The 25,887-nt window shown below is 44.6% G+C and carries 17 protein-coding genes and 1 tRNA gene; 13 read left to right on the top strand and 5 right to left on the bottom strand.

All coding sequences use genetic code 11. The features are described 5' to 3' along the window. Positions 1-10: 10 nt before the first annotated feature. The 7 genes from rpiA (at position 11) to gltX (ending at position 8,031) form a co-directional block, all read left to right on the top strand. Positions 11-715 (top strand): ribose-5-phosphate isomerase RpiA, encoded by a 705-nt coding sequence (gene rpiA, locus H3V12_RS03455; RefSeq protein WP_198212813.1) that lies wholly within the window; start codon positions 11-13, stop codon positions 713-715. 81 nt (positions 716-796) lie between these two features. Beyond that, positions 797-1,378, top strand: coding sequence for a DUF2059 domain-containing protein (locus H3V12_RS03450; protein ID WP_075870745.1), 582 nt, complete (start codon positions 797-799; stop codon positions 1,376-1,378). Between the two features lie 197 nt (positions 1,379-1,575). Continuing rightward, positions 1,576-2,964, top strand: a complete 1,389-nt coding sequence (gene gor, locus H3V12_RS03445; protein ID WP_198212811.1) for a glutathione-disulfide reductase — start codon at positions 1,576-1,578, stop codon at positions 2,962-2,964. Positions 2,965-3,160: 196 nt separating this feature from the next. Further along, positions 3,161-4,540 (top strand): 3-deoxy-7-phosphoheptulonate synthase class II, encoded by a 1,380-nt coding sequence (locus H3V12_RS03440; RefSeq protein ID WP_075914398.1) that lies wholly within the window; start codon positions 3,161-3,163, stop codon positions 4,538-4,540. Between the two features lie 36 nt (positions 4,541-4,576). Beyond that, positions 4,577-4,930: a diacylglycerol kinase gene (locus H3V12_RS03435; protein WP_075870743.1), complete on the top strand. Its 354-nt coding sequence runs from the start codon at positions 4,577-4,579 to the stop codon at positions 4,928-4,930. Between the two features lie 44 nt (positions 4,931-4,974). Continuing rightward, positions 4,975-6,651: an NAD+ synthase gene (locus H3V12_RS03430; protein ID WP_198212809.1), complete on the top strand. Its 1,677-nt coding sequence runs from the start codon at positions 4,975-4,977 to the stop codon at positions 6,649-6,651. Between the two features lie 9 nt (positions 6,652-6,660). Then, complete coding sequence (gltX, locus tag H3V12_RS03425; RefSeq protein WP_198212807.1) at positions 6,661-8,031, top strand: glutamate--tRNA ligase; 1,371 nt, start codon at positions 6,661-6,663, stop codon at positions 8,029-8,031. Positions 8,032-8,212: 181 nt separating this feature from the next. Here gltX and H3V12_RS03420 read toward each other — a convergent pair whose 3' ends face one another. Beyond that, the gene (locus H3V12_RS03420; protein WP_198212805.1) at positions 8,213-9,676 is read right to left on the bottom strand and encodes a DEAD/DEAH box helicase; all 1,464 of its coding nucleotides are present in this window, start codon (positions 9,674-9,676) and stop codon (positions 8,213-8,215) included. Positions 9,677-9,817: 141 nt separating this feature from the next. Continuing rightward, on the bottom strand, positions 9,818-10,579 hold the full coding sequence (locus H3V12_RS03415) for an NAD kinase (RefSeq protein ID WP_075870883.1): 762 nt from the start codon (positions 10,577-10,579) through the stop codon (positions 9,818-9,820). A gap of 248 nt (positions 10,580-10,827) precedes the next feature. Here H3V12_RS03415 and H3V12_RS03410 point away from each other — a divergent pair, with 248 nt between their 5' ends. Further along, the gene (locus H3V12_RS03410) at positions 10,828-11,211 is read left to right on the top strand and encodes a DUF1090 domain-containing protein (protein ID WP_198212803.1); all 384 of its coding nucleotides are present in this window, start codon (positions 10,828-10,830) and stop codon (positions 11,209-11,211) included. 796 nt (positions 11,212-12,007) lie between these two features. Next, positions 12,008-12,084 (top strand) — tRNA-Arg (locus tag H3V12_RS03405). Positions 12,085-12,585: 501 nt separating this feature from the next. On the opposite strand, the gene H3V12_RS03400 is transcribed toward H3V12_RS03405, so the two are convergent. Beyond that, the gene (locus tag H3V12_RS03400; RefSeq protein WP_198212801.1) at positions 12,586-15,339 is read right to left on the bottom strand and encodes a ribonuclease E/G; all 2,754 of its coding nucleotides are present in this window, start codon (positions 15,337-15,339) and stop codon (positions 12,586-12,588) included. Between the two features lie 607 nt (positions 15,340-15,946). Here H3V12_RS03400 and H3V12_RS03395 point away from each other — a divergent pair. The 3 genes from H3V12_RS03395 (at position 15,947) to prfB (ending at position 21,106) form a co-directional block, all read left to right on the top strand. After that, positions 15,947-17,182 carry an N-acetylmuramoyl-L-alanine amidase gene (locus H3V12_RS03395; RefSeq protein WP_246787475.1) on the top strand — a complete coding sequence of 412 codons (1,236 nt, stop codon included), beginning with the start codon at positions 15,947-15,949 and terminating at the stop codon, positions 17,180-17,182. 166 nt (positions 17,183-17,348) lie between these two features. Next, positions 17,349-19,820, top strand: a complete 2,472-nt coding sequence (locus tag H3V12_RS03390; protein ID WP_198212799.1) for a penicillin-binding protein 1A — start codon at positions 17,349-17,351, stop codon at positions 19,818-19,820. Between the two features lie 157 nt (positions 19,821-19,977). After that, positions 19,978-21,106 (top strand): peptide chain release factor 2 gene (gene prfB, locus H3V12_RS03385; RefSeq protein ID WP_143238708.1). Its coding sequence is split into 2 segments (ribosomal slippage): positions 19,978-20,046 and positions 20,048-21,106, totalling 1,128 coding nucleotides; the frame shifts between segments, so codons are not numbered across the junction. Positions 21,107-21,294: 188 nt separating this feature from the next. On the opposite strand, the gene H3V12_RS03380 is transcribed toward prfB, so the two are convergent. Beyond that, positions 21,295-21,516: a hypothetical protein gene (locus H3V12_RS03380; RefSeq protein ID WP_075870734.1), complete on the bottom strand. Its 222-nt coding sequence runs from the start codon at positions 21,514-21,516 to the stop codon at positions 21,295-21,297. Between the two features lie 69 nt (positions 21,517-21,585). Then, on the bottom strand, positions 21,586-22,056 hold the full coding sequence (gene bcp, locus H3V12_RS03375; protein ID WP_198212797.1) for a thioredoxin-dependent thiol peroxidase: 471 nt from the start codon (positions 22,054-22,056) through the stop codon (positions 21,586-21,588). 226 nt (positions 22,057-22,282) lie between these two features. On the opposite strand from bcp, the gene H3V12_RS11320 reads away from it, so the two are divergent. Beyond that, positions 22,283-25,621, top strand: a complete 3,339-nt coding sequence (locus H3V12_RS11320; protein WP_198212795.1) for a DUF3971 domain-containing protein — start codon at positions 22,283-22,285, stop codon at positions 25,619-25,621. Positions 25,622-25,887: the final 266 nt, after the last annotated feature.

Raw genomic sequence — 25,887 nt, 5'->3', positions numbered from 1 at the left:
ACAGATCACGATGGATTCATTGGAGTTAAAAAAAGCCGCCGCAGCGAAAGCTGTCGAATTTGTCGAAGACGGGATGAAATTAGGAATTGGTACGGGGTCTACTGCCAATGAATTTATCCGTCTTCTAGCAGAGCGTGTCAAAGCTGGATTGCACATTACCGGCGTTGCAACCTCGAAACGCTCCGAAAAATTGTGTCGTGACCTTGGAATACCTGTTGCCACATTTGATGAAACACCTCATCTTGATCTCGATATTGACGGCGCTGATGAAATCGACCCTCATCTTGCCCTTATTAAAGGCGGTGGTGGGGCATTGCTCAGAGAGAAGATTGTGGCATTTGCCTCTTCACAAATGTTGGTTATTGCCGACAGCTCGAAGTTGGTGAAAACACTTGGCGCTTTTCCTCTGCCGATCGAGATTAATCCTTTCGGACTTGAAGCAACTAAAGAAGCAATTATAAAAGTAGCAGACCGTCTTGAGCTTCCGGCGAATATTAAGCTACGCGTTAGAGACGGCAAAACTTTTGTGACCGATGGCGGACATTTTATTCTTGATGCATCATTTGGCCGCATTTCTGATCCAGAAAGACTTTCCGAAGCACTTTTTTCGATACCGGGTGTCGTCGAACACGGTTTGTTTTTGAATTTGGCAAAGAAATCGGTGGTTGCTATGGCTAATGGTGAAATAAAAGTTTTGGAACCGTCGGATTTTTAGAGTAAATGTCTTTTTATCGGTATATTCTTGACGACAAAAAGGGCTAAGAATAATTGACCACAATTATGGAGTAATCACTGAATGAACACGGCATTTTCCATCCGCCGCCTTGCTGCAACCTTGGGAACAGTCGCAATTTTTAGTATGGGCGTCAATATGGCCTATGCTGATGATATTAGCGATGCCCAGTTGCAATCAGCTCAAAAAGCAATTGCAGCAATCCACGCAACCGACCAATTTGACGAATTTTTGCCAAGTACGGCTCGTGATCTTAAGGACGAATTGATGCGCAAAGATCCTAATCTTGCGAATGTCATTTCTGATACCGTCGACGAACAGGCAATGGCCTTGGTTAAACGTCGCGCTGATCTTGAAAAAGAAGCTGCACGTGCATACGCCAAGCACTTCTCTCAGGCCGAACTTGACCAGATTACCGCTTTCTATTCATCGGAAACCGGTAAAAAACTGCTGACAGAAGGTCCGGTTGCTGCGCGTGATATCCTTTCGGCCTATGATGTATGGCGTCAGGGAGTTGCCCAGGACCTGGCAACAAACGTTGGTAAAGCAATGGCACAAAAGGTTGGCCCTCAAAAGCATGCTGCTCCGGCCGCACCGGCAGCGCCTTCAAGTGCAAAACCGAAAGCACCGGTTCCTGCACAATAATAACGTTTTGGTGATTTCTAAAAATGGCGGCATAGTGAGCCGCCATTTTTTTTGCAAAATTTTTAAATTCGAGTATTCCTTCAATTGTTGAAAGCGGATCACGTTTTATTGGCTTAAAATTCAGGTAGGCTTTCACCATATTGAAGTTTGAACGGTTAAAATAAGTGTCTGAGAAGTTAAAGCGAAAGGAACAGCCTGTGTCATCATATGATTTTGATTTATTTGTAATAGGTGGTGGTTCGGGTGGCGTTCGTGCAGCGCGCTTGGCAGGAGCCCTCGGAAAAAAAGTGGCTATTGCTGAAGAATACAGAATGGGCGGGACCTGTGTCATTCGCGGTTGCGTGCCCAAGAAGCTTTTTGTTTATGCGTCTCAATATTCTGAAGAATTCAAGGATAGCAAAGGATTTGGCTGGAGCGTTGATAAGGTTCGGTTCGATTGGAAAAAACTTCTGGACGCAAAAAATAACGAAATATCAAGACTCGAGGGACTATATCGGAAGGGTCTTGATAATAATCATGTTAAAGTGTTTGAAAGTCGCGTTGTTTTCGTTGACGGACACACATTGAAGATCGAAAAAACCGGCGAGCATGTAACGGCGGACAAAATACTTATCGCAACAGGTGGACATGTTGCGAGTCATCCGGAGATCGTCGGACATGAATTCTGTATCAGCTCGAACGAGGCTTTCAATCTTGATGAATTGCCGGAATCGATTGTAATTGCTGGCGGGGGGTATATTGCGGTCGAATTTGCCAATATTTTTCATGGACTCGGTGTGAATACGACGCTCGTTTATCGTGGCGATCTTATCTTGCGTAAGTTTGATGCCGATTTGCGACAATTGTTGAATGATGCCATGCAGGAAAAAGGTATTCGCATCATCTATAATTCAACAATCGAGAGCGTGGAAAAACAAGGTGACGCGTTCAGTGTAAAACTGAACTCCGGTGAGATATTGAAGGCAGGCAAAGTGATGTTGGCTTTGGGGCGTTCACCCAATACTGAAGGGCTAAATCTCGACAAAGCCGGAGTGAACTGCAATTCCCGTCAGGCGGTTATTGTTGACAAATTTATGAAAACCACAGCAGATAATATCTGGGCGGTGGGCGATGTAACAGATCGTATACAATTGACCCCGGTCGCTATCCATGAAGCGATGTGTTTTATCGAAACAGTCTTCAAAAATAATCCTGTTGCACCTGATCATGAACTGATTGCAACGGCTGTATTCTCTCAGCCGGAAATTGGCACGGTAGGGGTGACCGAAGAAGACGCGGTAAAGAAATTTCAACGCGTTGAAGTCTATCGGGCTCTTTTCAGGCCGATGCGCAATACGCTTTCGGGAAACAGTGAAAAAATGCTCACAAAGCTTATTGTCGATGGCGAGTCCCGGATTGTTGTGGGGGCGCACATATTAGGTCACGGTGCCGCCGAAATGGCTCAACTTCTCGGCGTTTCGCTGAAAGGCAAATTGACAAAAGATGTGTTTGATAGAACCATGGCACTTCACCCGACTGCTTCGGAAGAACTGGTCACCATGTATCAGCCGAGTTATGTCTATGAAAATGGGAAAAAGTTGAATTAAAATATGAAATTCATGGGCCGAAAGTTGTATAATTTTTCAAGCACATTTATTGTGTCGTGTTTGAAAGCAGCAACTTGGCTTTGAATAGCATTTCTGTTTATATCAGAACCGGTTGGGTGAATTTCATGCCGAATGACCATTGTTCTGCATGAACTAAGCACCGGAACTGTATTTTATACTGTGAAGTGAGATAATAATGACTAAAAACTGGACGCCTGCATCTTGGAGATCAAAACCGATCAAGCAGGTACCGACCTATCCCGATCCTGTCGCGTTGGCTCATGTCGAGGGCGAACTGCGCCGTTATCCACCTTTGGTATTTGCCGGTGAAGCACGTAATCTGAAACATGAACTGGCTCAAGTTGCAGAAGGTAAGGCATTTCTGTTGCAGGGCGGTGATTGTGCGGAAAGCTTCGCAGAACATGAAGCGGATAATATCCGCGATTTCTTCCGTGTCTTTTTACAAATGGCAATTGCTTTGACATTCGGCGCCTCGAAGCCGGTTGTGAAAGTGGGACGCATTGCCGGCCAGTTTGCAAAGCCGCGGTCTTCTGATACGGAAACAAAGAATGGTGTAACGCTGCCGTCATATCGCGGCGATATTATCAATGGGATAGAATTCAATGCAGAATCCCGTACTCCCGATCCGCAACGTATGTCAGAAGTCTACAGGCAATCGGCTGCAACATTGAATTTGTTGCGTGCTTTTGCGCAAGGCGGTTATGCCAATCTCGACAATGTTCACAAATGGATGTTGGGCTTTATTGCCAATAGCCCGCAGGGTGAACGCTATAGTAAGCTTGCACAACGTATTTCCGAAACCATGGATTTTATGAGGGCGATCGGTATAACAGCCAAAACAAATCCTTCGTTACGCGAAACATCATTCTATACAAGCCATGAAGGACTTCTTCTCGGCTACGAAGAGGCTTTGACCCGTGTTGATTCAACATCCGGCGATTGGTATGCAACGTCGGGACATATGCTCTGGATTGGAGATCGGACCCGTCAAGCCGATTATGCCCATGTCGAATATTGTCGGGGCATCAAAAATCCGATCGGTCTGAAATGCGGACCATCACTTGACCCTGATGATCTATTGAAGCTGATCGATATTCTTAATCCCGAAAACGAGCCGGGAAGACTCACCCTGATTGCACGGTTCGGGTATGATAAAGTTGAAGAACACTTGCCACAACTTATTCGCGCTGTCGAACGCGAAGGTAAAAAAGTGGTTTGGTCATGTGATCCTATGCATGGGAACACAATAACGGCGAACGGTTACAAAACTCGTCCGTTCGAACGGATACTGAAAGAAGTTGAAAATTTCTTTGCTGTTCACCATGCTGAAGGAACATATCCTGGTGGTATCCATATCGAAATGACCGGTCGCGATGTGACCGAATGTACAGGCGGAGCGCACGCTATTTCGGCTGATCACCTTTCTGATCGTTATCATACACATTGTGACCCGAGACTGAATGCCGATCAGGCTCTTGAATTAGCATTTCTTGTTGCAGAATTATTGAAGAAAGAACGGGATGCCGAGACAAAACAAGCTTCCACTCATAATTGAGAGTGAAAGCAGTTTTTAAAACTGAATGGTGAGCGCATGGAGAGAATATTCAAAGCATTTCTGAATTCCCTTCATGCGCTTGAATATTTATTGACGCATGAAAAGGCGGTTATTCAAGAAGCCGCTTTTTTTGTCATTTCTATTCCGGTTGCGTTTTTCGTAACAAAAGATTGGGGAAACTTTCTTCTGCTGATCGGATCTATCCTTTTTGTTATTATTGTAGAAGTGCTTAATACAGCTATCGAAGCTTGTTGCAATGCTGTTACTCGCGATTATAGGGAAGATATCAAAATTGCCAAGGATGCAGGCTCATTGGCAGTGCTTCTATCTATAGTTTTAACGATATGTATATGGATAGCTGTCATTTTAAAAACGTTGTTTTTCATTTAATATATGACGTTGCAAGTAGAACCGTGACAGGTTAAATCAGGAACATGACCAAAAAGCTGATAGAAAATGATCTGACGCTCGCTGTGGCACAATTTAATCCTGTTGTTGGCGACATAGAAGGCAATTTGAATCTTGCCTTACGTGCACATGAACGGGCAAGTGTAGAGGGCGCCGATCTTCTGCTTTTCACCGAGCTTTTTATCAGCGGTTATCCTCCGGAAGATCTGGTTTTAAAGCCTTCTTTCATTGAAACTTGTGAAAATGCATTGACTAAACTTGCCATGGCGACGACCACGGGGAGCGGCATTATCGTCGGTGTACCAATATGTCGGAAAGGCCGGATCTACAACGCGGCTGTTGTGCTTGACGCTGGAAAGGTCGTTGCGGAATGCTTGAAATTCGATCTTCCGAATTATAGCGAATTTGATGAAAAGCGTGTTTTTTCGGCGGGGCCTCGTCCGAAACCGGTAGAGTTTCGCGGGGTTAAGATCGGTTTGCCAATCTGCGAAGATATCTGGAATGACGACGAAGTTGCAGCACGACTTGCCGAAAACGGGGCCGAAATTATACTTGTTCCCAACGGTTCTCCTTATGATCGTGAAAAACCGGAATTGAGATATGAAGTTGTTAAAAAACAAGTGCTGAAATCATCTTTACCGATTGTTTATGCAAATGAAGTAGGCGGTCAGGATGAACTTGTTTTTGACGGTGGATCTTTTGCACTTAATGCAAACGGCGCACCCGCTTTTCAAATGAAACATTTCCAAAGCGAGTTGGCATTCAGCCATTGGCAGAAACAGAACGGAAAATGGTCTTGTGTTTCAGGTCCGCAAGAAAAGTTGCTTCATGAGACCGCAGCCGACTATCAGGCTTGTGTCTTGGGATTTGGCGATTATGTCAATAAAAATCGTTTTAAAAGCGTGGTGCTAGGCCTTTCGGGCGGCATCGATTCAGCCTTATGCGCTGCTATCGCAACGGATGCACTCGGACCGGAACGGGTACATGCTATCATGCTTCCCTATAATTATACGTCTTCTCAGTCTATAAAAGATGCGGAAGAATGTGCAAAATTGCTTGGCTGTCGATATGACACGGTGCCTATTGCGAAACCTGTCGAAGGGTTCGAACAAGCCTTGAAGCCGCTCTTTCAAGGAACTGCAGCTGACACTACAGAAGAAAACTTGCAAAGTCGCGCACGCGGCACCATTTTGATGGCTATATCCAACAAATTTGGCGCAATGGTTGTTACAACCGGAAATAAATCCGAAATGTCTGTCGGCTACGCTACGCTTTACGGTGATATGAATGGCGGGTTCAATCCGATAAAAGATATCTATAAAATGCAGGTTTATGGGCTTTCAAACTGGCGCAATAATCATTTTCCTGCAAATGGCTTGGGGCCGAAAGCAGCGGTTATCCCTCAAAATATCATAGATAAGGCTCCTACGGCTGAATTGCGTGAAAACCAAAAAGACGAAGATTCACTTCCGCCATATCCGGTACTGGATGATATTTTGCGTTGTCTTGTTGATGAAGAGATGAGTATTTCGGAGATCGTTAAACGTGGACATCCAAGGGATTTGGTCCAAAAGGTTGAACATCTTCTTTATGTATCCGAATATAAAAGACGCCAATCGGCCCCTGGTGTGAAAATCAGTCACAAGAATTTCGGTCGTGATCGCCGCTATCCTATTACTAATCGTTTCCGCGATAAAAATTGAGTTATATTTATGATAAAAGTTCGTTTCGCACCATCACCAACAGGTTACATACACATCGGAAATACGAGAATTGCCTTGTTCAATTGGTTGTTTGCCAAAGCAAAAAGAGGCAAATACGTTCTACGTTTCGATGACACAGATATCGAACGGTCCAAGCAGGAATATATTGATGGAATAGGTGTTGATCTTGATTGGTTGATGATCAAACCGGACGAGATCTATTATCAATCCAAAAGATTTGACCGCTATAATGACGTGGTCAAAAATTTGAAACAACAAGGTCTGCTTTATCCTTGTTATGAAACGCAGGACGAACTTGAAAGACGACGTAAAATTCGGCTGTCACGTAAACTTCCTCCGATTTATGGACGTGAATCTTTAAAACTTACGCCGGAGGAAGTTAAAGCTTTTGAATCGGAAGGACGTAAGCCCCATTGGCGCTTCAAGCTTCCCAATTTTGATACTGATCCGTTCAAAACAAAACGTACGGAAGTCCATTGGGACGATGTGGTGCGCGGGCCTCAAACAATTGATCTTGCCTCAATGTCGGATCCGATTCTTATTCGCGAGGATGGAAGTTACCTTTATACATTACCGTCTGTAGTTGATGATATTGACATGGGAATCACCCATATTATCCGCGGCGACGACCATGTCACCAATACCGGTGTACAAATTGCGATTTTCGAGGCTCTTGGTGCGAAAGCACCGACATTCGGCCATATCAATCTTCTCACGACGATTTCGGGTGAGGGGCTCTCAAAGCGTAAAGGTGATTTGTCTATACGTTCGTTGCGAGAAGAAGGTTTCGAACCTATGGCTGTCGAATCGCTCGCCGTGTTGATAGGTACTTCGGAAAATGTGACAGCATGCCGGAATCAACAAGAGCTCCTTCAACATTTTGATCTTGCATCCGCATCAAAGTCTTCTGCAAAATTCGATCCGGCCGATTTGTTGACGCTAAACAAGCATATTGTGCATACGCTTGAATTTGACGAAGTAAAAGACCGGCTGGATAAGTTGGGAATCAAGGGAAAGGATGCGTCACCATTCTGGTATGCGGTAAGAGGCAATATCGATAAAGTCAACGACACCAAAGATTGGTGGTGCAGACTGGAAAAAGATGAAGCCTTCAAACCCGTTCCAGCTGAAGACCGGGATTACGTCCGGCAATCTGCTAAATTATTGCCGGAGGGTGAATTTGATGAGGTAAGCTGGAAAGTCTGGACCGACGCATTGAAAAAAGCGACCGGCCGAAAGGGTAGGGCACTTTTTATGCCCTTGCGTCAGGCCTTGACCGGGCTCGATCATGGGCCCGAAATGGCAGCATTATTGCCGCTTTTGGGTAGATCCAAGGTTCTTCAGCGTTTGCAATCGTGAATTTTTATTCATTGATCAATTGCTAAAAAAGGCAGGTCGAAAAATGGTGTCCTGCCTTTGTTTATAAAAAAATGCGAACGTTGCCCTATGTTTTACCCGTCTGACTGGCGATTAGCTATTGCGACACCGCTGAGTTATCCCATGAACTTTCGATGAATGAACCGGCGATGATCTTCAGGAGTTAGCCTCTCGTATCAATCAGCATAAAAGCAGGGACGTCATTTCCAAAGCCTTTTGGTGATGGCTGTTCCTTGGCATATTTGTCCTGATATTTCTTTTGAGGTTCTAACGAACGATCGGCAACAGCAGAAGGACGCTGACCTTCCGAGTCTTTGTTCTTTGTTTTGTCGGCAGGCGCGTTCCCAAGGTTTTTACGAACTTGTTTGCTATCCGAAGATGCTGCAAGCTTCTTGTCACTGTTTCCGGATCGAGAAGATGAAGATTTTGTATTCGTTCCTTGAGGTTTTGTATCATCTTCTGCTGCGTCACGTCGAAGCGAAGAAAGATCTCCATTATACCAATCGATTTTCTGGTTGCTCATTTTCTCGATAGCATCGACATATTTTTTATCTGCCGTCGTAACAATCGTAAAAGCTCTACCTGATTTTCCGGCACGACCGGTGCGTCCGATACGATGTACGTAATCTTCCGCATGAGTGGGGACATCGTAATTAAAAACGTGACTTACATCCGGAATATCAAGACCGCGGGCCGCAACATCCGATGCAACCAGTAAAGCGATTTTCCCGTCTTTGAAATTTGCAAGCATTGTCATGCGGGAACGCTGATCCATATCCCCGTGAAGCGCACCGACGCTGAAATTGTGCCGCTCAAGCGAGCGGAAGAGTTCCGAAATATCTTTTTTCCGGTTACAAAATATGATCGCGTTCTTTAAGTCATCGCCCTCGTTATGAATGACTTCACGTAATACGGCACGCTTTTCCCACGGCTTTCGGCCGGAAGCAACAAGCTTTTGCGTAATAGTGGTTGCAGTCGAAGAAGCTTTGGCAATTTCAATCCTGACCGGATTATGTAAGAACTGTTCGGTCAATTTTGTAATTTCCGGTGCCATTGTTGCAGAGAAAAACAACGTTTGGCGAGTAAACGGAATAAGCTTACAAATATGCTCGATATCAGGAATAAAGCCCATATCAAGCATCCGGTCTGCTTCGTCTATGACCAGAATTTCGACGCCTGTCAGCAATAGTTTGCCACGTTCAAAATGATCAAGAAGACGTCCAGGGGTAGCAATCAAAACATCCGCACCGCGGTCAAGGTTGCGATCCTGATCGTCAAATGAGACACCGCCAATGAGTAGTGCCACACTCAAGTGATGATTGACACCATATTGATCGAAATTTTCCTTGACTTGTGCGGCAAGTTCCCGCGTCGGCTCAAGGATGAGCGTTCGCGGCATCCGCGCCCTAGCACGTCCTTTTTCGAGTAATGTCAGCATGGGGAGCACAAAAGACGCCGTCTTTCCGGTGCCGGTTTGGGCAATACCCAACACATCTTCACGCTTCAACACGTGAGGGATGGCTCCAAGTTGAATTGGTGTCGGTTCTTTGTATCCAACGGATTTTACTGCTTTGAGAACCTTTTCAGAAAGGCCCAAATCACTGAAACTGGTCAAAGGCGCTATCACTCTTTCTCTATTTCGCCCAACTTTTATGACTATGGTCAGGACAAGTCAGCCAATTTTCACCACTCATAAAGGCGTTAAGGTGCATTGACAAAAAAGTCAACAAAAACCGTCTTTTGATAGGTATTTTCACCTATATTGCTCTTAATAACGGAATTGTTCAGACAATATACGTTCATCCCATGAATGGTTGGAATCAAATAAAATGGAGGCTTTTACGCCGTGCGCCAAGGAAATAATGACTGAACTTACAGATTTTACTTCAACGTTATCTGCCGCAGCATTCACGGGACGCTTATCCAATTCGAGCATATCAAAGCGGACGGTAACCGAATTCGGCAATAAAGCACCATGCCAACGTCTGGGGCGGAACGGGCTGACAGGTGTCAGTGCCAATAACGGTGCAAGAAGCGGCAAAATAGGCCCTTGTGCAGAAAGGTTATAAGCAGTCGAGCCAGCAGGGGTCGCAACCATCACCCCGTCACAATTGAGCTCCTCCATCCTTACTTTATCATCTATACTTATCTTGATTTTTGCAGCCTGATAGGATTGACGAAAAAGCGATACTTCATTGATTGCCAATGCTTCGACATGGCCTTCACAGGTGGAATCTGCAATCATTCGAAGCGGCTTAATGTCTTCCTTATGTGCCTTGGCTATACGTTGTGGCAAATTGGCTATTCGATATTCATTCATAAGAAAACCGACGGACCCGCGATTCATACCATAAATCGGTTTACCGGAATTCATAAAGTTATGAAGAACTTCAAGCATCGTTCCGTCGCCACCAAGAACAACAATGACATCAGCTTCATCAACAGTCGATTGCCCATAACGGTCGGTCAGTGCTTGTAAAGAATTTCGAGCTTGTTCGGTCTTGGAAGCAATGAAATGAAACCGCTCGATAGACTTATCTGCAAAGTCATCCTGCTTTTCAGGGGAACCGCTTTTTGAAGTATATGAATTGGAAGTTCGCACGCTATTATCCGACGTTAAAAATAAAACATCCAATATCTAATCTCTAACACGGCTTTTTTCAATCATTGAAGATTTTTGCTGACAAAGATCATGAATAATGGCAGGTGTTAATCAATGTCCGATGAAACATCCGGTCGTGCAAGGTATTCGGACCAGTTATTGTGGAAGGTGTATTCATGAAAAAGACGCTTTGTTTGATTTTACCTATCGCTTTTTTTTCTTTTTCATCTGCCTATGCAGAATCGACATTGAAAGGTTGTGCCGCTAAAAAACATCGCATCGAAACACAACTAGAATATGCCCGAAAATATAATAACAATGGTCAAATAAAAGGATTAGAGAAGGCACTTCAAGACAATATCAAAAATTGCGATGACGAAAAACTTGTATCCGAGCGTAAACAAAAAATAGAAGAAAAAATGAAGAAGGTCTCTGAAAGGGAAGGGGAACTTGAGGACGCCAAAGCTAAAGGCGATCAGAAAAAAATAGCCCGTAAGAAAGAGAAGTTGGAGAAGGCAAAACAAGAGCTGAAGGACGCTCAAGACGAATTGAGAAAATAGCCGAGTAGGAGAATTGGTCTTCTTTTATTTTGTTACTTACGAAGAACGTAACTTCCGAATTTACCGATGATTTTTCATCAGGGCAAAGCAGCAACGTGCTGGTGTAACGATTAAAAAGTTATTATTGAACGGAATATCGGAAATTTTGATAAACCCCTCATAAATAGTGAGGTATTTCTGCGGCTTGGAAAGGCGAGGTTTTTTAGCCGGTCGACTACAGATTTTTTACACAATGCAAAAGATGAAATCCAAAAAAGCCAATCAATTTTGTTTTTCGTGATTTCACTTGGTATTCAGCAGGAACATTTTAACAAGCTCTGCAAAAAAAATCCGAATTGATGTAAGTGCCGGCGCGTTGAGGCAATAAAAATGGCGTTTGAACTATGATTTTTTCCGCTGTTGTCAATCCGCTCTATATTTACCCTATCATAATTTCGCGACGCTGCTAATTTCTTTTGTTGTTGACATTATTCCGAACCCAAACAGGCTTCAAAATTGGCCGTTATTAATCGAGCCTCGTGCGTGGTAGGCTACTGATGGACGTATTGCTTGTTGTAAGCAATTCGCCCGCCCTTAAAAATTCATGAGTTTTTAAAAAGCAAAAGCTGGAATGATGGATAAGACTTAATTGGACACGCGGAGGCGTCCCGATGGATCCGTTAAGAAGAAATCCTTTTTCTCATTTTATTTTATTTTTCCGTTTATTGAATGCAAAAAGCATTTTTCACCATTGAACCATTCATTGTGATCGGCTAGAAAACGCACAATTAAATTGAATTTTATTCAATTCCGGTTTGCACCCGTAGCTCAGCTGGATAGAGCGCTGCCCTCCGAAGGCAGAGGTCAAGAGTTCGAATCTCTTCGGGTGCACCAATATATTTCCCGTTTAATAATTTTATTTTCAATAAACGCACCGATTTTTGAAATCGAAACATGTTGGAAACCATTCGACCTTTGTAAAAACCGAATGGCGTATGACATAACCGCTAGGGCTGGGATTAGTCAGACCGACTCTTGTTCAGATTTGATTAGGAGTGTTTTTTATCTCGAAAATTTCGCTAGCTGTTACACTCGGAATTCAAACTACTCATCTCAACGCGTCAAAAGGCAAAAGGAGTATGACGAAGTGTATCTGTGCGTTTAGGTCCAATGATAATGATTCAAGGAATTTGGCTAAAAACTTTTAATAAAATAGCCTGATGGGCGGAAGGGCATATTGGCGAAAATTGATAGACTACAAATGCAGGAATGAAGACCAGAGCGCTGATTGCCGGTGCGAGCGGGTTTTGATAATTACATAAAAGCCCCAAACGCAAATATTTTTTGCATTTTGGGGCTCGACATTAAATTTGAAGAATTTCATTTTTCAAGGTATCAAAAAAATCCTTTTCTTTGCCACCAACCGACGCGTTTCGGTTTTTTATCTTCATTTTCATCTGAAGATGTCACGACCGGTTCTGTCGTAGCCGTTTCGTTATTTTTTGCTGTTGTTGTTTTTACCCGGGTTGTTTTACGCGTAGATTTTCTTGCCGGTTTTTCCGCTTTGACCGCTGCATTTCCACTCGCCGTTTCGTTTGATTGTTCTTCGACTTTAGCTTTCCGTGAGCGCCTTGTAGTCTTTTTAGCGGGTTTTTCAGCTTCTTGCGGCATATCAATTTCTGTCGAAGTTACAACATTTTCTGTATCATCCGAACCGGTTTCAATTGTTTTTTCTGCCGTTTTTGTTTTCCGCTTGCGTCCACGTGAAGCAGGTTTTGCCGGTTTCTCAACTTCTGTACTTTCGACATTTGTGTCCACATTCGTTTCGGAAACTGCTTTGTCTTCCTCGGTAGAAGCTTTTTTCGTCCGTCTCTTGCGAGTTTTTGCGGGCTTTTTTTGCTCTATCTTTTGTTCTTCGTTAGAAACTTCCGGTTCCGAAGAAGTTTCTGGTTCCTGCTGCTCTTTTATCGCAACGGGCGTGACCTGAACCGCAATTTCCGTTGCTGAGAAACCGACCGGTTCTGCATGAGGAACACGGCGTTGGCGCCTTGCAGCAATGACTTCGGCCAATGCGCGTTCAGCAAAATCACCTACCGGTTCAGCATAGGGAATTCTACGGCGTTCGAAATCGTTATCACGATAGCGGCGGCCGCCACGACGGCCGCGACGGCGCCGACGTCTGTTGTCTTCCTCGCCATGTACAACTTCATCATCATTACGGACACGTTGAGGCTTTTCTTCATTGCGGTCGTTTGATCTACCGCGGTTACGCCTTCTGCGTCTTTGATTGTTCTCGTTATTATTGTCGTCTTTCGTTTCGTTGTCTGTCTCTGCAACAACTTCATCTTCGGCAATGTCGTCTTCTTCAGTCTCCTCAACGGGTGGCAACTGAGGAATAATAGCAGGAGTTCCTTCTGCGGCTGTACCTTTATAGATAGCCAGATTTTGTGCGCCAACTTCGTCATCAGCCTCAATGTTGATTGTGAGACCGAAACGATTTTCCAAATCCGATAAAGCTTGTCGTTTGTGGTTGAGCACATATAACGCAGTTGCAACCGATGTCCGCACAATGATGTTGAAATGCGGGTTACGCAAAAGATATTCCTCGATTGAACGCAGAACATGGAGCGCTAACGAAGAGTCGGAGCGTATATAACCCGTCCCGTTACAGTGCGGGCAGGGCTGCATCGTGCTTTCCAGAACGGAAGCGCGAATACGCTGCCTGCTCATTTCCATAAGCCCAAAATGCGAAATACGTCCGACCTGTATGCGTGCTCGATCGTCTTTCAGACAATCTTTGAGTTTTTTCTCGACCAGTCGGTTATTGCGTTTTTCTTCCATATCAATGAAATCAATGACAACAAGACCGGCAAGATCGCGTAATCGCAATTGTCTGGCCACTTCTTCTGCTGCCTCAAGATTGGTTTGGCAGGCAGTCTCTTCAATGGAATGTTCTTTGGTCGAGCGACCCGAGTTCACGTCGATCGCAACAAGAGCCTCGGTTTGGTTTATGACGAGGTATCCGCCGGATTTCAGTGTAACTTCAGGTTGAAGCATTGCGTCAAGTTGGCCTTCAATGCCGTTATGCGCAAAAATTGGCAACTGCTCACGATATGGCTGCACAACTTTTGCATGACTGGGCATTAACATACGCATAAAATCTTTGGCTTCACGGTAGCCTTGCTCGCCTGAAACCAGTATCTCGCTAATGTCTTTGTTATAGAGATCGCGGATGGACCGCTTGATGAGGCTACCTTCTTCATAAACAAGACAAGGTGCCACTGATTCAAGCGTCAGCGCACGGACATTTTCCCAAAGACGCATCAAATATTCATAATCACGCTTGATTTCAGCTTTTGTGCGATTTGCACCGGCAGTGCGTAAAATTACGCCCATGCCTTTTGGAACGTGAAGATCTTTGACAACTTCCTTGAGGCGTTTGCGATCCTGAATATTGGTAATTTTACGGGAAATACCGCCTCCACGCGCTGTATTCGGCATAAGTACGGAATATCGGCCCGCAAGAGACAGATAGGTTGTCATAGCAGCGCCCTTGTTGCCACGCTCTTCTTTTACAACCTGAACAAGAAGAATTTGGCGACGTTTGATGACTTCCTGAATCTTATATTGGCGACGAGGCGAACGTTCGCGAGTTGGCACCTCTTCCAATGCATCTTCAGCACCGACGAGCTCTACACTATCTTCAGTGTCTTCTACGGCTTGCTCTACGTCATCTTCATCATCGGCCGCCTCGGCGGTCGTTTCATTTTCGACATTTGCTGGTGCCGATTTAACTTTTTTTCGACGGTTGTTTTTGGAAGTTTTCTCGCTTTCCTGATCTTCTTCTTCGTCAACGAGAGCCGCTTTTTCTTCTTCCTCTAACAGAGCTTGCCTGTCAGCAACAGGAATTTGATAATAATCTGGGTGGATTTCGGAAAACGCGAGAAAACCATGACGATTGCCGCCATATTCCACAAAAGCTGCTTGCAGCGACGGCTCTACCCTTGTTACACGGGCTAGATAAATATTCCCCTTTAACAGCTTTTTGTGTTCGGATTCGAAATCGAATTCTTCAATACGATTACCGCGAACAACGACAACTCGCGTTTCCTCCGGGTGGGAGGCATCGATAAGCATTTTGTTTGACATTATAGAAAATCCTGCAGGCGACACGTATCGTAGAGCCGATAAGAAGCTTTGAAAGCCCTTCGGAAGTCGAAAAATACTGTCTGCCGATGAAAATAGGTTTTGCCAACGAACTATAGGTGGAATGGGCGCGCATATTCCCGCTTGCATGTGCCGCTATTGAAATATTTTCCATTGTCAGTTTTGTTTGACTCATATTCATCGAGTCTCCGGCAAAACGTTTTTGAAATAGTCCGGATGACCGAACCAGCGAAACTTAACTGTTACAAGCTCGTTTCCACTCCATTTTTCTCATGTGTAAAATGATGTAGAAAGCGCATCGCTTGTAGACTTTTTGGACAGAAATTTTTGAATGAACCTGTTTATAAGAACTTTTGTCCATTTTCTTTTCTGACCATTTAAGACATTTACGCTTTTAAGTCGATATTGTGTCTAACACAAGTAACTTTATAGGGGCACTTGACTTATTCGCTTGAAAAAGACGATTTTGCCGGTTTATGCGGATATCCATCATGTGGCATTTATGCAATCTTAAAATTGCCAAACAACCATTTTACCGCTCAGCAGGTTGGTGAATTTAAAATCACTGGAAAACGAGGATTTTTTTGCAATGAATCAACAAAGACAAAATATAAGGTTCATTGCCGCAATACGTAATACAAGATGGATTGTTTTTCTCGTTTCGCTATTTATGTGTATTTCGGGTTTTGTTGCTTCACATGTTGAAGCAGCCGGTACCTTGGAACTCATAAATATACGGGCGATCGGGGACAACACCCGTACAAGGCTCGTTGCCGTATTTTCAGCAAATCCTGCTTATTCTATCCAATTTCTTGATCGACCGTATCGCCTGGTCATTAATCTTCCAAGTGTCGATTTTTCTTCTCAAAAACAGCAGCCGCAAACGTTCGGAATGGTTTCCGATTTGCGCTATGGTACATCCGGTCCAGGCTCATCAAGAATTATCCTCACAGCCAAGGTTCCTTTTTCGATCGAAAAGAACAACGTTGAACAATTGGATAGTGGACTTTGGCAACTGGTTATCGACCTCACAAAAGACAATGAACAGAATTTTAAAAAAACAATAAATAATCAGAACGTAGATAACACGCGAAAAACAGACACTAAACCAATCGCACAAAAACCTTTCCGTGTTGTGATTGATGCCGGACACGGTGGCATTGACAGCGGGGCGGAAAGTATTTCCGGAGTATTCGAGAAAAATGTCACTTTGGCATTTGCCCGTTCATTGCGCGATGAACTGGAAAAAAATGTTAATCTTGAGGTATTTCTGACGCGTGATTCCGATGTCTTTTTAAGACTTAACGAACGTGTGCAAAAAGCGCGCGGTTATGGTGCGGATCTGTTTATTTCAATTCATGCCGACACAATCAATATGGCTGCAATGCGTGGTGCGACAGTCTATACGATTTCCGATCAGGCGTCGGATGATCTGGCAAAGGCTTTGGCCGATCGCGAAAACAAGGCTGATCTTGTTGATGGGTTACCTCCTGATGAATCGCCGGAAGTTACAGACATTCTGATTGATCTTGCTCGCAGAGAAACTCTGTCTTTCTCGGTTAATTTTGCCGATAGAGTGATTTCCAGCCTTCTTCAAGGTGACATCAATCTCATCAAAAATCCGCATCGCTACGCCGGTTTTCAGGTCTTGAAAGCACCGGACATTCCTTCTGTGCTTATCGAAATCGGGTATTTATCGAACAAAGAGGACGAACGGCTTGTTACCGATCCGTTATGGCGTAAAAAAGCCGCAGTGGCGATTTCAAATGCGGTGCAGCAATTTGCAAAATACCGGAATGGAAGTGGAAGTAATCCACAGCCTTGAAAAATGTATGAGAAAAACTGTATCGCCAGTCTTAACTTTGACATTAAAATACTAAATATTGCAATTTAGCCTTGTTTCTATCGCAATTCCGGTGCACACGCAACGAGGCTCACCATTGGAATCTCTCGCATTGTGCGAGTTCGGGAGAAAGCGATATCCGGGTATTATGATGAAGTTTTTTAATTTTTTTCTAGCCGCCGGCGTTGCTGTTGGTTTTGGTGTAACCCCGATGGGGTCGGCAATAGCCGAAAATGAACAGCAGGATGATGAACTTCCGGATTATCAGGTGCTCGCTGATTATGAACCACCGGTGATGACTCGTATTCACGCCGCCGACGGTGGTCTCATGGCAGAATTTGCGACCAATCGTCGTCTCTATTTGCCTATCCAATCTGTTCCGGATCTCGTAAAATCAGCATTTATTTCAGCTGAAGATAAAAATTTTTATAGCCATTTCGGGCTTGATCCGGAAGGCCTTGCCCGTGCATTGGTGAGCAACGTCAAAAATATTGGCTCGGGGCGCCGTCCCGAGGGGGCTTCAACAATTACCCAACAGGTTGCAAAGAACTTTCTTTTGAGCTCCGACGCAACAATGGAACGCAAAATCAAAGAAGCAATTCTGGCGATGCGTATCGAGAGGGCTTACTCGAAGGATCGCATTCTCGAACTTTATCTGAACGAAATTTACCTCGGGCGCGGCGCTTACGGCATTGCTGCCGCTGCTCTTACATATTTCAATAAGTCCGTAAATGAACTTACATTGGAAGAATGTGCTTACCTTGCATCTCTCCCGAAGGGACCAAGCAACTATGATCCGTTCAAACACACGCAACGTGCACTGGACCGGCGTAATTGGGTGATAGACCGGATGGTCGAAAACGGTTATGCAACGCAAATTCAGGGCGAACAGGCAAAAGTCAAGCCCCTCGGCGTAACTTTGCGTGGTGATGATACCTATATTTTTGCTGCCGACTATTTTACGGAGGAAGTCCGCCGCCAGCTTATCAATCGCTATGGCTCGAAAACACTTTATGAAGGCGGCTTGTCGGTTCGCACCACGCTTGACCCGAATTTACAAGTTATGGCTCGCCGGTCCTTGCAAGACGGTCTGGTCAAATACGACCAGAATCACGGCTGGCGTGGACCGTATAAACACATCGATATTGCAGATGATTGGGGTGTTGCACTTGGTGATGTTAGCGGATTTAGCGATGTTCCGGAGTGGCGTTTGGCCGTTGTGCTCAACGTTGCGTCGGATAAAGTGAAAATCGGCTTACAACCGAAGCGGGAAGTTTCCGGTGCACTCTCGGCGGAACGTGATGTTGCAACAATTAATGCTAGCGATATGCGATGGGCCTATCGCATGATTGGTAAAAATGACAGACATTCTTCGGCGACAAGTCCCGCTGGCGTTTTGCAGGTTGGCGATGTTGTTTTTGTCGAAAAGAAAGCCGGCAGCGAGGGTAGCTATTTGTTACGTCAACCGCCGAAGATCGAAGGGGCAATGGTCGTCATGGAACCACGAACCGGACGCGTTCTTGCTATGGTCGGCGGATTCTCATTTTCCGAATCGGAATTCAATCGCGCAACCCAAGCTTATAGACAACCGGGTTCTTCATTCAAACCGTTTGTTTATGCGGCAGCACTTGATAATGGCTATACGCCTGCTTCGGTTGTCCTTGACGGGCCTGTGGAAATCAAACAGCCGAACGGGGAAGTCTGGCGGCCGAAAAATTACGGCGGGACTTTTGCCGGACCGTCGACTTTACGTTACGGTATCGAACATTCGCGTAATTTGATGACAGTACGTTTGGCAAACGATCTTGGTATGCCGATTGTGTCTGAATATGCTGAACGTTTCGGAATTTATGATAAATTGCAACCGTATCTTCCTATGGCATTAGGAGCAGGCGAAACGACAGTTTTGCGGATGGTGACCGCTTACTCGGTTATTGCAAATGGTGGTCGCTCCATCTCACCGTCGTTAATTGACCGAATTCAGGATCGCTATGGCAGAACGATTTATCGTCACGACCAGCGTAAATGTGACGGTTGCAATGTCAAAGCATGGGATAACCAACCCGAGCCGACATTGATAGACGAGCGCGATCAAGTGCTTGATCCGATGACAGCCTATCAGATTACGTCCATGATGGAAGGTGTGGTTCAGCGAGGTACAGCTGCACGACTTTCATATCTGAACAGGCATATTGCCGGCAAAACGGGTACGACAAATGATTCAAAAGATGCATGGTTCATGGGATTTACACCCAATATCGTTGTTGGTGTCTTTATCGGATATGACCAACCGGCAACTTTGGGATATGGCGGCACTGGTAGTTCACTTGCAGTCCCGGTCTTCGGAGAGTTTATGGAAAATGCCATGAAAGGCGTTCCGGATGTCGACTTCAAAATTCCTGATGGTATGATGCAAATTGCAATTGACCGGAAAACCGGTATGCGGGCAGAACCCGGAAATAGCAATGTAATTGTAGAGGCTTTTAAACCCGGCACCGGACCGGCCGACGTTTATCAGGTTATCGGTGGAACAACTTCATTCAAAGAAGGTGTACCAACTGCACCGACCTCTCCTCAGGTTAACAAAGCCATTCAAAGCGGTTCCAGTGGCCTTTATTAAAATTCGAGTTTCGTCAAAAAAATGAGAAGTGAATATTGCAACAAAATTATAGATTGATAAAAGGCCTTTTGACAGAAATTGGAAACGTTACACGACGCGAAAATTTCCATGTCAACTATGAGAATTTAGATAAGTAAAATCGGAAAAAGATACAGTTATGCGAGCAGAAATTGAAACTTTGGTCGAAGAAATCAAGCAAGCTATTGCCTTGCTGAGGAGGCATCTTTGACTGGGATCAGTCGGTAAAACGTCTGGAATATCTCAATGAAAAGGCTGAAGATCCAAGCCTCTGGAATGACGCTGCGAAAGCACAGGAATTGATGCGCGAACGTCAGCAGCTGGATGACGGAATTAATAATATCAAGCATTTGACACAAACACTTAATGATAGTGTCGAACTCATTGCAATGGGAGAAGAAGAGGGGGATGACGATATCGTCAGAGATGCAGAAGCCTCTATCCATGCATTGAAGGGTGAACTTGATAAACGCCAGATTGAAATGCTGTTATCGGGCGAAGTCGACGGTAACGATACCTATCTTGAAATTCATGCCGGTGCCGGTGGCACGGAAAGTCAGGATTGGGCGTCGATGCTCTTGCGCATGTATATAAGATGGGCGGAAAAACATTCTATGAAAGTGGAAGTGTTGGAAGTCCATGACGGTGAAGAAGCCGGGATAAAATCGGCAACGATACTAGTTAAAGGGCACAATGCTTATGGCATGTTGAAAACCGAATCCGGAGTGCATCGTCTGGTTCGAATTTCGCCTTATGATTCTAACGCGAGGCGCCACACTTCCTTCGCCAGTGTCTGGGTCTATCCGGTGATTGATGACAATATCAAAGTCGACGTTTCGGAAGCGGATGTGAGAATTGATACTTACCGTTCGTCGGGTGCGGGTGGTCAGCACATTAACACCACCGACTCTGCAGTAAGAATCACGCACCTTAAAACGGGCATCGTTGTTCAATGTCAGGCTGAACGATCGCAACATAAAAACCGCGCAACAGCTTGGGCTATGTTGAGAGCCCGGCTTTACGAGGAAGAATTGAAGCGTCGCGAAGATGAAGCCAATGCGCTTGAAGCTTCAAAAACCGAAATAGGTTGGGGACACCAGATACGCTCCTACGTTCTGCAGCCTTACCAATTGGTGAAGGACTTACGTACGGGAGTCGAAAATACAGATCCGCAAGCAGTTCTTGATGGTGATCTTGATCAATTCATGGAGGCCGCCCTTGCTCAGAAGATTAAAGGTGGCGTTGAACACGTGGAAGATGTCACCTGAGAACTTGAATGTTTTGTGTCGAGCCCGTTACTTTTCGAATTTTACAGGCTTTTTCACTTATCTTATCAAACAAAATAATAAATTGCTTCACTCTTTGTACATCTCCGATGGCGGCTTTGGGGTGAAGGTTAAAACCGGACTGATTATTCGCAGTCAAAGTGAGCTTCAAAAAACTGTTTTGACTAAGATTAACCGCGAGGACCTGTTACAATCGGGTCAATGCCTGCATAGGGTTTGAAGACGATGTTTTCTGTTTTTGGAGCAGACAATTTAGGCATAGAAGGAAGCGTTTGACGAACAGATGATGTGCTAAGGGCATGTGTGTTGACAGTATCCTTGGCAAAAGGTGCAGCGGTGCCACCGGCTATACAAACAAATGATAAAACAAAAATTTTTACCAGATTTCTCATTTTGCCATACGTCCTTTTATGGCAACTATTAGCACACCAAAAAGTTAACAAATTCCTAACCACGTAAAATCAAGCTATTGCTTTTGCGCTTTCCAACACAATTTTTGCGTGCCCCGGCACTTTAACTTTGCGCCAGATTTCAGCAATTTTACCGTTTTTGTCGATCAGAAATGTACTTCTCTCGACCCCCATATATTTTCGGCCATACATCGACTTTTCTACCCATACCCCATATTGCTGCAAAGTCGTTTTTTCTTCGTCGGAAACCAGAATGATGCTTAGATCATGTTTGGATTTGAATTTGTCGTGTTTTTCCGGTTTATCAGGGGACATTCCGATGATTGTAACATTGATCTTGTCGAATTCGGGCTTCAACTCTGAAAAATCATGAGCTTCAAGAGTGCAGCCGCTTGTATCGTCCTTCGGGTAGAAATAGAGAACAACAGGGTGTCCGCGAAGTTCGGACAGTGTTTGTGTTTTTCCACTATCGCCCGGTAATTTGAAATCGGGAGCGATATCCCCTTTATTTAACATGGTCATTGAAATACCTTTCTTCTGTGGGAACAAATAAAATGACATCATAAAGCACAGGAATCAATATTGATTGGTGCTATAACGAGTCTCATATTATTCAACTTACGGCGCTTGATGCAGCGAGCAAAACGGGATTGGTTGTAATTTGACAGATCCGCATGAAGAGATTCGCTTTAAAAAAAGCGAAATAAAAAGCCTCGACCAATTTCCGTCATCCCGAGACGGGAACGGGGTGAAAGTTGATACCCCGCGTCGGCGTAAAAGACTGCTAAGACATCTGTTCCATATAGTATTCTGGGCAATATTGATTGTCGTCATAGTGTTAGGAGTGTTGTTTTCGCTGTTGAAAGTGGGGATTAGCGGCGAATATCTCACGCGAAAAATGCAGGCGACATTATCCCAACAACTGGGAGATTACGCACGCGTAAAAATTAACGACGCACGACTTTCGCTGGATGAAGACTATCATCTTGCTCTCGAAACCCAGAACGTCATGTTGGACGATATTAAAGATGGCGTGAAAGTCGATCAAATCGGTGTCTTTCGTGTTGGCTTTTCTTCATGGGCTCTGCTTTTTGGAAAACTCCAGATTGCGCAGATCGAACTCCACGATGCGAATGTGTTATTACCTCAGTCGCAAGGGCCAGGCCTGCTCGACCAGCTACCAAAAGATGAATACGGACGGATTGATCCGGATGCGACAGCCAATATTTTATTTCCGGCTTTCGATACTAGCGCGGAAAAATTGCGCTCAATGTCGATCAACGTTCTTGTTTTGAAAAATATTTCGCTCCACATGCCGGGTGAAAATGGAACCATTCTTGGCATAAAAGATCTGGATTTGCGTGTGCGCTGGAAAATGGCAACGCTCATATCCTCTTTAACTTGGAACGGCGAGAAAATCGGTGTCGAAGCCAACGCAAATTACGCCAATCGGCGTGCCAATGATATAACACTTAATGTAAAATCATTTCCGCTTCATTTGGGCGCGGCTGACGATGTTTCACCATTTTTGCCAAACGGTCATACAAATAACGGGCATTTCAGATTAAAAGGTAAAGCCAATTTCATTGTCGAAGCACACCGTAGCAATACAGACGATGAACCGATAGTACGTACCCAGCTTACGATGCCTGATGGCATTATGGATTTTGGCACAGAGCAGAATATACCGTCAAAAATTGACTTCAATTTGCTGCACACGCCTCACAGCAACAAGATCGAATTCGAGACTTCGCTTATTCAAATCGGCGGCTTGGTCATTCCTTTTAACGGAGCTCTAGGGTTAACACCGGTAGACCCGAAAATAGGTAGACCGGTTAATGATTATCGTTTTGAAATTGTTGCCCAACATGCGGTGAGTGCTTCGAATGAAGTGCCGGATGTAGCTCTCCGGTTCGAGATGAAACTAGCCGGCCAATATAACCTCGCCGATAAAAAAGCATTAATGGATGAAATCACAATCAACGCGCCACATGGGAATCTGATGGGACAGGGAAGCTTGAAATTTGGTGCAGGGAGTCCGGAAACCATCTTCGTTCTTCATGTTCCGCAAATGGACGTTGCTGAGGCCAAGCAACTATGGCCGGTAAATATTTCCCCTGGCGCGAGAAGATGGGTTGCATCGCATATTTTTGGTGGACAATTAAAAAATGGTTCGATCGAAATTGCCTTGCCGCAAGGTTATTTCCAATCGGGAATTCCTGCAGGCACACTTTCCGGCAATGAAGTAAAAATAAGAACGGATATCGTCAATACGCGTTCGGACCTTGTTGGAGAGTTGCCGGCTTTACGCGACGCATCGGGAAATGTTGCGATAGATGGCATGACAACCACCATAACGCTTGATAGTGGAGCGAGCTATCTTTCCAATGGACGCAAAGTAGAAGCAGTGGAAGGAACTTTGGTGATTCCGTGGGGCCCGCAAAGACCGGTTTTTGCCGATATGGATCTGGTTGCTCGCGGAGAGATAGATGCAGCCGGAGAAATGATCGGATATTCGCCGATAAATGCTCGCCATCGCTTACCTTTCAACACGGATAAGGCGCACGGGAATGTCGAGGCGGATATAAAACTTCGCTTTCCCGTCACCCACGACGAGCCGAAAGGAGAAATTACCTATAGTGCCCACGTTAATTTCAGCGATTTTTCTATGCCGGATCCAATTAAAAACAACATAGTGAGCAACGCTTCTGGTACTGCAGACGTTGATAAATCGGGAATTATCCTGCAAGCAAACGGTTTACTCAATGAGCTTCCAGCGCAGATAAAACTTGTTCAGCCATTCGAAAATTCCGATTTACAAAAAAGCGAGAAAATCACTCTCAATCTCGATGACAGTATTCGCTCGAAACATTTTGCGTTTCTCAACAATTTTCTCACAGGTCCTGTAAATGTCGAGGTTGGTGAAGACAATAACGGTAAACGCCATTTCAAAGCCGATTTAACCAATGCAGATCTCGAATTTTCGTGGGCAGGATGGAAAAAGGGTAAGGGCATGGCTGCCCATGCGCAATTCGAAATGCCGTCCAATATAAAAGACAAACCTGATTATACGATCGAAAATTTTTCGTTATCAGGGCAAAATCTGGATGTGGCAGGGCAAATCCATATCAAGGATAAGCAACTATTTGGAGCAGAATTTACCAAAGCCAATTTAAGTCGAAACGATGATCTCACACTAAAAGTTATAAGTTCAGGAAAATCATACCATATAGAGGCATCCGGAAAGAGCTATGATGGGCGTGCGCTAATCCAGCAATTGGGTAAAACGCAAAATTCCAATTCAGGTGGAAAAACGGCTATTTCTGTGCATGCGTCGATCGCAAGCCTTGCAGGTTTTTATGGTGAAGAGCTTTCAAATGTAAATGCGACTTACGAAATAACCGAACAGAAAGCAGCACAATTTTCATTAAGCGGTACAACGCATAATCGTCAGTCCGTCAATGTCGAAACGCAAAAAAGTTCAGGGCATCAAACTGTCACGGCGAGAAGTAATGATGCGGGCGCGCTGTTCCGCTTCATGAATTACTATGACAAAATCCGTGGAGGTGTTTTGAAAGCTGATTTAACTTCATCTTCCGGACAACCAATGTCAGGCCGTGTCAGTATTAGAAATTTTGAAGTGGTTGACGAACCCCGTTTGGCTGCGATTGTATCGTCACGCCCCAGAGGCGGTGGCAAAAGTTTGAATGAAGCCGTCAAAGGCAAAATCAATAGCTCCAGTATCGGCTTTGATCTTGCCTATGCTCATATTGCAAAAGGTGACAATTACCTTGTTCTTGATCGCGGTGTGTTGAGAGGGCCAACGGTAGGGGCAACTTTTCAAGGGGTTCTTTATGATGTGTCCGGAAATATGTCGATTACCGGCACCTTCATGCCTGCATATGGTCTGAACCGCCTGTTTGGAGATCTGCCAATTATCGGGCAGGTATTAGGAAATGGCCGCGATAGGGGATTGATAGGAATTACTTTTAAAATTGAAGGTAAGGCGAAGCACCCGCAAGTAATGGTCAATCCGATTTCCGTTATCGCTCCAGGCATTTTCAGGTCGATATTCGAATTCCAATAAACCTGAAAAGAATGGAATTTTTCAATAATTTTCAGTGCGTTTCGATGACTGACCAAATAGGCAGTAGCGTTTTTGACGCGACTTTTATCGTCCTAGTTTACTTATTTAACGACGTGTGAATCAGGCGTTCGCTGTCGCGCCGATTTCAAAATGGAACCAATTTGTATTTCTCTTTATTTAAAGGCGGCGAAAACGGGCGAGTGTGATGAAGCACTGGTGAAAATGAAAGTCATAAAGCTTTTTAAGCATGTTACCGGAAATGGAAA

Source organism: Bartonella sp. W8167 (genome assembly GCF_016100335.1).
GTDB classification, from domain to species: domain Bacteria; phylum Pseudomonadota; class Alphaproteobacteria; order Rhizobiales; family Rhizobiaceae; genus Bartonella; species Bartonella apis.
This window is presented reverse-complemented; position numbering and strand designations above follow the sequence as displayed.

Bases quoted from the DNA above. Each gene is read 5' to 3' on its own strand.
- rpiA (WP_198212813.1), top strand. From the start codon at position 11: ATGGATTCATTGGAGTTAAAAAAAGCCGCCGCAGCGAAAGCTGTCGAA.
- H3V12_RS03390 (WP_198212799.1), top strand. From the start codon at position 17,349: ATGATGAAGTTTTTTAATTTTTTTCTAGCCGCCGGCGTTGCTGTTGGT.
- H3V12_RS03450 (WP_075870745.1), top strand. From the start codon at position 797: ATGAACACGGCATTTTCCATCCGCCGCCTTGCTGCAACCTTGGGAACA.
- H3V12_RS03440 (WP_075914398.1), top strand. From the start codon at position 3,161: ATGACTAAAAACTGGACGCCTGCATCTTGGAGATCAAAACCGATCAAG.
- H3V12_RS03395 (WP_246787475.1), top strand. From the start codon at position 15,947: ATGAATCAACAAAGACAAAATATAAGGTTCATTGCCGCAATACGTAAT.
- H3V12_RS03410 (WP_198212803.1), top strand. From the start codon at position 10,828: ATGAAAAAGACGCTTTGTTTGATTTTACCTATCGCTTTTTTTTCTTTT.
- gltX (WP_198212807.1), top strand. From the start codon at position 6,661: ATGATAAAAGTTCGTTTCGCACCATCACCAACAGGTTACATACACATC.
- bcp (WP_198212797.1), bottom strand. From the start codon at position 22,056: ATGACCATGTTAAATAAAGGGGATATCGCTCCCGATTTCAAATTACCG.
- H3V12_RS03435 (WP_075870743.1), top strand. From the start codon at position 4,577: ATGGAGAGAATATTCAAAGCATTTCTGAATTCCCTTCATGCGCTTGAA.
- H3V12_RS03430 (WP_198212809.1), top strand. From the start codon at position 4,975: ATGACCAAAAAGCTGATAGAAAATGATCTGACGCTCGCTGTGGCACAA.
- H3V12_RS03380 (WP_075870734.1), bottom strand. From the start codon at position 21,516: ATGAGAAATCTGGTAAAAATTTTTGTTTTATCATTTGTTTGTATAGCC.
- H3V12_RS03400 (WP_198212801.1), bottom strand. From the start codon at position 15,339: ATGTCAAACAAAATGCTTATCGATGCCTCCCACCCGGAGGAAACGCGA.